This is a genomic window from Burkholderia alba (assembly GCF_034721475.1).
Lineage (GTDB): Bacteria > Pseudomonadota > Gammaproteobacteria > Burkholderiales > Burkholderiaceae > Burkholderia > Burkholderia alba.
In genome coordinates, this window is sequence record NZ_JAWJWL010000035.1 from 47,541 (window position 1) to 54,242 (window position 6,702).

General features: G+C 60.9%; 4 protein-coding genes and 1 pseudogene. 1 reads left to right on the forward strand and 4 read right to left on the reverse strand.

Going from position 1 to position 6,702, the window contains the following annotated elements; all coding sequences use genetic code 11:
• Positions 1 to 65 precede the first annotated feature (65 nt).
• Positions 66 to 1,601, forward strand: a complete 1,536-nt coding sequence (locus RZR99_RS28115) for an FAD-dependent monooxygenase (protein ID WP_323123046.1) — start codon at positions 66 to 68, stop codon at positions 1,599 to 1,601.
• Between the two features lie 102 nt (positions 1,602 to 1,703).
• Here RZR99_RS28115 and RZR99_RS28120 read toward each other — a convergent pair whose 3' ends face one another.
• From RZR99_RS28120 to RZR99_RS28135, 4 genes and pseudogenes are all read right to left on the reverse strand, one after another.
• Entirely contained in the window at positions 1,704 to 2,342 is a 639-nt protein-coding gene (locus tag RZR99_RS28120) for an isochorismatase family cysteine hydrolase (protein WP_323123047.1), read from the reverse strand.
• Positions 2,343 to 2,460: 118 nt separating this feature from the next.
• Entirely contained in the window at positions 2,461 to 3,990 is a 1,530-nt protein-coding gene (locus RZR99_RS28125; RefSeq protein WP_323123048.1) for a type VI lipase adapter Tla3 domain-containing protein, read from the reverse strand.
• A gap of 125 nt (positions 3,991 to 4,115) precedes the next feature.
• The gene (locus RZR99_RS28130) at positions 4,116 to 6,407 is read right to left on the reverse strand and encodes a T6SS effector phospholipase Tle3 domain-containing protein (protein ID WP_323123049.1); all 2,292 of its coding nucleotides are present in this window, start codon (positions 6,405 to 6,407) and stop codon (positions 4,116 to 4,118) included.
• Between the two features lie 13 nt (positions 6,408 to 6,420).
• A pseudogene (locus tag RZR99_RS28135) lies at positions 6,421 to 6,702 on the reverse strand (type VI secretion system tip protein VgrG); the annotation flags it as partial.

A 6,702-nucleotide genomic window follows, 5' to 3' on the forward strand; every position in this document is an offset into this window, starting at 1 on the left:
CCCGCAAGACCCCGACCTCCCGCGACGCCGCACGGCAGCAGTCAAGACACTGAAAGGAATCCACTTTGATCCATGACGTCGTGATTGCCGGCGCGGGCCCGGTCGGCCTGTTTCTCGCCTGCGAGCTGCGCCTCGCCGGCCGCTCGGTGCTGGTGCTGGAACAGGCCGGGGACCGGAGCTCTCCCTTGAAGCGGCTTCCGTTCGGTTTGCGCGGCCTGTCGGCGCCCACCATCGAAGCCTTCTACCGGCGCGGCCTGCTGAACGAGATCGCGGCGCCGCAACGCGCAAAAGACGGCGCGGAGAATACGCCGCACTGGATGCAGCAGGCGCGCCGCCCGGGCGGCCACTTCGCCGGCATCCAGTTCCATCACGACAACATCGACACCTCGAAGTGGCCGTATCGCCTGCCCGGCCCGGCAGGCACCAGCATGGCGGTCGAGATGGAACATCTCGAAACCGTGTTGGCCGCGCGCGCCGCCGCGCTGGAAGTCGAGATCCGGTACGGCCTCGGCGTCGAAGGCTTCGACGCGTCGGAGGACGGCGTGGCCGTTCGCGCCGGAGGCGAGGTCTTTCACGGACGATGGCTCGTCGGTTGCGATGGCGGACGCAGCACGATCCGCAAGGCCGGCGGCTTCGAGTTCGTCGGCACCGATCCCGAATTCACCGGCTACTCCGTCCAGGTCGAACTGGCCGATCAGGACACGCTCGAGCCGGGCCGCCACTACACGCCGACGGGCATGTACACCTTCCAGAAGCCCGGGACTATCGCGATGGTCGATTTCGATGGCGGCGCGTTCCATCGAACCGAATCGATCACGCTCGATCATGTGCAGACGGTGTTGCGCCATGTCTCCGGCACCGACGTCACCGTGACGTCGCTGCTGCTTGCCACCACCTGGACGGATCGCGCCCATCACGCAACGACATACCGCAAGGGGCGCGTGCTGCTCGCGGGCGACGCCGCGCACATCCATTCCCCGCTGGGCGGCCAGGGTCTCAACCTGGGCGTGGGCGACGCGATGAATCTCGCCTGGAAACTGGCCGCGACCCTTCGCGGCGACGCGCCGGCCGGCCTGCTCGACAGCTATGCGAGCGAGCGGCATCCGGTGGGCGCGCAGGTACTCGACTGGTCGCGCGCCCAAGTCGCGCTCATGCGGCCGAGCCGGAGTTCGCGCGCGCTCGAGGCCATCATCCGCGACCTCATCGAGACGCGCGACGGCGCAACCTATTTCGCCGAGAGGGTCTGGGGCACGGCGCTCCGCTACGATCTCGGCGACAGCCACCCGCTGGCGGGCCGCAGCGCGCCCGATTTCGCGCTGATCGACGGCACGACGCTCGGCGGGCTGCTCGCGACGGGAAAAGGCCTGCTGCTGGACTTCGACGCGCGTCCCCCGCTTCGTGCACTGGCGAACCGCTGGCGCGACCGGATCACGTATGTCGGACAGGATGTGACGAATCGCCTCGGGGTGAGCGCGGTACTCGTACGCCCCGACGGCTTCGTCGCCTGGGCCGGCGATGCCGCTTCTCCCGACCACGAGGCGGCGGTTCAGGCCGCCTCGCGCTGGTTCGGCATGCCGGAAAACGAACCCGAGTCGGCTTGAACCGGCCGGCGCCGGCGAGGCGCGGATGGCATCGGCCCAATCGCTCGATCGTCGCCCGTCGCTCGCGCGGCCCGGGCTTGCTCCGGCGCAGTCACCTCGCGCCTACGCAAGCAGCCGCAAGGCATCCGGGAGCGACAGCACCGTGGTGCGCGATTCGAATGCGGTGGAAAACAGATGGTCGTGTACCACCTGATCCGGGTCGTAGCAGCAATCCTTCACCGTGAACAGGCGGAAGTCCGCATCGCTCGCATACGCGACCGACGACAGCATCACACCGGTCGACGCAATGCCGACCATGATCAGCGAATCGATCCCTTGCGCTGCGAGCCGGGCCTGCAGGTCGGTGCCGAAGAACACGCTGGCGCGATGCGCGACGATGACCGGTTCGTCGGGCCGCCGGTCCAGCTCCGGCGAAATCCGGTCGTCGACGAAAAGGCCGAGCTGCTTGATCCCCTGCCCGTTCTTGTTCGACGGGCTGACTTCCGGATAGCCGGGGCTGAAGTGGAGATGGGCGAAATAGACGGCCACGCCTTGGGCTCTCGCCGCCTCGCATAGCGTGCGGGTGTTGGCGAGCAAGGCCTGCGAGACCGAGGGAAAGAGCCCGAGAATGTCGGTCTGGTAATGCATGACGACAAGCGCGGTTCGTGCCGGCACGATTGCCGGGATCGGCGGCTTCGGGCGCGACGCGGGTGCGCCGACGATTTCGACCTCGCTGCTGCCGGGACTCAAAGTGCCTGCCATCGACGTTTCTCCTCGATTTCGACGCCGGGGAGCGTCTGTCGCGACACGACATCTTTCGACGCTTCGTCGCCGTCGCGATGATACTTTATGGCGTCATGCAAGCAACTATCCGGGCGGGTCAATCAAACGGATTGGCGTTACCGTTCGCCTTCTCCCATTCCGCTTTTCGCTCGGGTGAAGGCGGGCTCACCATGATGATCGTCGCTCGACCGTCCGGACGACGGCTGACGGTCGCACTCGTCGCACCGTCCGTGTACCCCGCGATCAACCCCAACCCCATCTGGACCATCGCCGAACTCACTCCCGTATCGGCAATCCGCCGCCCTATGTCGTAACCTTCATGCACATCGCCCAGGTCCGGTGCCGTTTTACCCGCTCCGGCAAGTGCCTGAGTCAGCGGAATCGCCCACTGACGATCCCCGCTCGTGTCGTAAAACACGCGTTTGGGCACAACGCCCTCCGGCAATGTGCGCAGCGCCTGTGTCCAACCGGCCTTGAGCGCTTCGGCCTGCTCGGAAGTCTTGAGCGGTTGCCCTTGATCATTCGACAACTTGACGTCGACCGGTCGATGCAAATAGCCGATCAGCGGCGCGTTGTCGAACTGTTTCAGTTGGCCTTCGGTCCAGCGAATCGGTAGATATGGCGTAGGCGTGAATTGTCCTGGGCCCTTGTTGCTGATGCCCTTCCAGAATGCAGGCAACTGTTGTTGCCACCAACTCGCCTGCATTGTGCCCGGCACCCAAGTAGGACCCACGCCCTCGTTCTTGGTATGTGAACGATAGTATGCGGCGAATCCATCGGGGCCTTGGCCGTCATTCTTTTCCCAGTAGTAGTCCCAAAGTTTGCCATCGTCCGAGGCATCGCCGCTTACGCCATCAACCGCAAACGGCCGAATCAGTTTGTCAACGCGATCCGAACGCGACACAACCATCACCTCGTAGCTGTCCGGGATCGCCGGAACGTATTCCCATCGAGGTAAAGGTTTTTCCCCAGGAGTCTGCAGCAAGCTTCTCAACATGGAGCCATCTTCGCTGAACAATATAGCCTGAGGTACGTCCGGATGCGTATCGAAAAACTCGAACAGTTTTTCAATCATTACGATCGGATCATCTGTATTGGAATCCTCTTGCCAGAGGAACAGAGTCGCACCCAGTCCTGCCTCTTGTCTCGCGTCGGAAATATCGACGGCTGCACGACCCGAGTGCGCTGCCTTCAGCGGCCCCCAGATGAAGACGGGAATCGGCCAACGCTCGACGGCACGTTTAACTCCCGTCTCGAATGCAACCGTCTCCGCGACCCCCAAGCGAGTCATTCGTTCATCCGAACTCTTTGCATGATCCTTCGGATCCTGCGATCGATACGTCTCGAAGTTGCTTGCCTTCGACTCGATGGCCCGCCAGATCTCGTCGCTAGAGTTTGTACCAACGACAATGGAAAGCCCTCGTACCTCTAACGCAAATCGCTGACCGGTTTGAGCAAGGATGCCGTGTGCTACGTCAGGTTCGGTTAAAACAACGCCTTGGGTGCCATCTCTAGTACTCACACTACCGCTTGTCTGCGAACGATGAAGCCAAGCGAAACTTGCACCGTATGCCACAATGGCGATACCGAACAGGATAAATACGCCGTTGCGGATATTGCTGCTCATGTCCCAAGCTCCCTCGCCCGTGGTTTGCCAAGCTCGATAATAATGGTTCATCACAAGAAACGTCCACAGCAATGCCAACCCGGCGAACGCGACGACGTAAGGCCAGATACGCGGTCTCGTTGTCATTATTTCAATCCCGAGTAATTCCCAAATTGAAATACCGGCGCAGGAGGCGGAGATGGAGGATTCTCTTGCTGCGCAACCGTTTCGCTCGTCACCAATGGCGGCATCGTCTCAAGCGACACAACCGACTCAGGCGGGAAAACTCCGGTCGTGTAGTACTTCATATTCGCCTCAAGCAATTTCGCTGTCTTCTGATCTAACTTTCCTGCTTGATAGATTGGGTTATTGGTTAACGCTTTATAAATCTTGGAATCAAGCTTCCAGTCCGCCATCATGGCCAGCAGTGCACGCCAATCCTTGTCGTCCATACTCACCGCCTGCCCGATAGCCACATCCATCGCCGTCACCCAACGCTGATTCTCGCTGCTCCGCAAAATAGCGCCGTGGTAGTTATTCGCATCCCATGTACTCGCATCATTCGACATCGTCTGCCGCGCTTCATTCGGCGTCTGCTCGCGCTGGATCACGAACACACCCGGAACCGGCATAAGGAGGACCGTCTTGGGTACAAGCTTCCAGTTCTGCGACTGATCTTCGACTGACTTGCTCGCATTGAACTGTGCCTTGTACTGGTCGACATCCGCAAACGGATTCATGGTCGTATCGACATCGATCCACTTGAACGACGCGTACTGGTTGCCCAGCGCGACATTCTGCTCGATCGCATCGGGAGCAAGCTTGCCCGCCACGTCCGCATGCCCGGGCTTGGGTCCACCCTGAACCGCCTCACCCGCGTACATATCCGGCTCATGAGGCGGCGTCAGGGCCTCACCATTGATATAGCGGATCTCATTGCGCGTGTGCGAGTCCATCGTCGCCATATTCGTGCCCGACACGATTGCCGTTCCCAGCATGGAACCATCGGTGTCCGGACCGACCGACAGGCGTTCGGCATTCTCCCGAACGGGCACACGCGCCGGCGCCAACCCGACCAGCACCTTCTTGAATTTTCCGTCGCCGTTACGATCGCGCTCCATGCGGGTCCACATGCGCTGGAAGAATCGCATACCCTGCAGATCCTTCATCGCGTTCAGCTTCTGGCTATAGTGCTGCGGACGCGTGCGATTCGGATCGCGGTAGTACGTTTCTGTTTCGACGTCGTCAGGCACGCCAAAGGTGCCGATACCATGGATGTTGCTCAACGCGACCACGGTATCTTCAGGACAGAAATACGAATAAACCTTACCCCGGTTATCGCGCTCCTTGAACGTCACCTCGTTACCGAGCTTGTCCTTGCGCTTGCCCTTCTCCGGCGTCCAGCCTTTGCCCGTCCGGCCGCCGGACTGATCGCACGCAACCAGCAGGTCGGTCAGCTTGGGAAGCGAGTAGGGCTTCTGCGTCACCTCGTTGACGATGTCGATGAAGGTCTTCAACTTGGCCTGACCGGTCTGCTCGCTCATGTCGGTCGTGTGAAAACCATAAGGACTATCGACCATGATGATGCAGTCGACACAGCGTTCGCCTCGCTGAGCGAGCAGCGCCTGCGCCAGCAACGTGATGATCGTTCCTTGACTATGGCCCACCACGGTAATGGTGTCGTTTGCCGGATCGTAACCTTCCGCCTTCGCCTCGTCGGACGCCTGAATACCCCGGATGGTGCTGATCAGATTCGCGAGCCGCTCCGCCGCGAGAACGAAATAACGGCGCTCGGGCGCGTCCGCGATGTAAGACGAATTGGGCGCCAACCCCTGCTTGCTCGCCTGCTTGCCTTTCCAGGGCGCTTTGAAGTGGGTGTTGTACATGTCGGGGATGTTGTTCGTCGCATTCGCGAAGAAGCCACCGCCTTTGGCGAAGTGTTTATCGAGACGATTTCCTTTCTTGTCTTGATACTGGCCCCGCGTCATCAGATAGCCGTTTGGATCCTCCTGCTTGCTCTTCACGTCACCTGCATCATGGTGCTTTGCGATCTCGTTGTTCGACGCGCGGTATCCCCAGTAAAACGGGATGACAAAGCTGTGCGTCGATGTATCGTCCTCTCTGCGGTAGAGGTATTTTTCCGGATCGTTCAGGTAGGTTTGATCGTTCCTGTCTGGCTGTTTCTTTTTCGCCGCGGTTAGATAATCCGCGCCGTATTTTCCGGAACTGAGATCCTTCCTCGACAACCGATCATTCAGCCCATCGCACAGCCCCTTCTCAATCGCCCCGAACGACCCGCCCGGATCGTTCACGCCATGAATCACAATGACGATGCCCGGCCTATCGGCCGGAATCTGCACGGGACGGTCGCCGGGACGGCACGCCATCGTCGCGGCAGCGCCTTGCGCGGCCACGTTATACGAGCTGTTGTCGGTCATGATGGATTCACGCTCAAAGCTTCGGCTTCAGATAGTCGATTTTCGCGATGCGCATCGCGTCGTCCTTGACGAGGTCGGTCAACCCGTTCGCATCGGTCTTGCCTTCGATCACGCGACCGTCGTCCAGCGTTATCCGGAATTTCTTGTTCACAGCCGAGGGAAGGTCTCCGTCCTCGCCGGGGTAGTGCAATTTGAAACGCTGATCGGTCGGTTGATTGCCGAACGCCGTCTTCGTCGCCTGCTCCGTCGACGGCCCGCCCCACTGGTGCGACGCCGACAGCAGCTTGATATCCCC

Bases quoted from the DNA above. Each gene is read 5' to 3' on its own strand.
- RZR99_RS28120 (WP_323123047.1), bottom strand. From the start codon at position 2,342: ATGGCAGGCACTTTGAGTCCCGGCAGCAGCGAGGTCGAAATCGTCGGC.
- RZR99_RS28125 (WP_323123048.1), bottom strand. From the start codon at position 3,990: ATGAGCAGCAATATCCGCAACGGCGTATTTATCCTGTTCGGTATCGCC.
- RZR99_RS28130 (WP_323123049.1), bottom strand. From the start codon at position 6,407: ATGACCGACAACAGCTCGTATAACGTGGCCGCGCAAGGCGCTGCCGCG.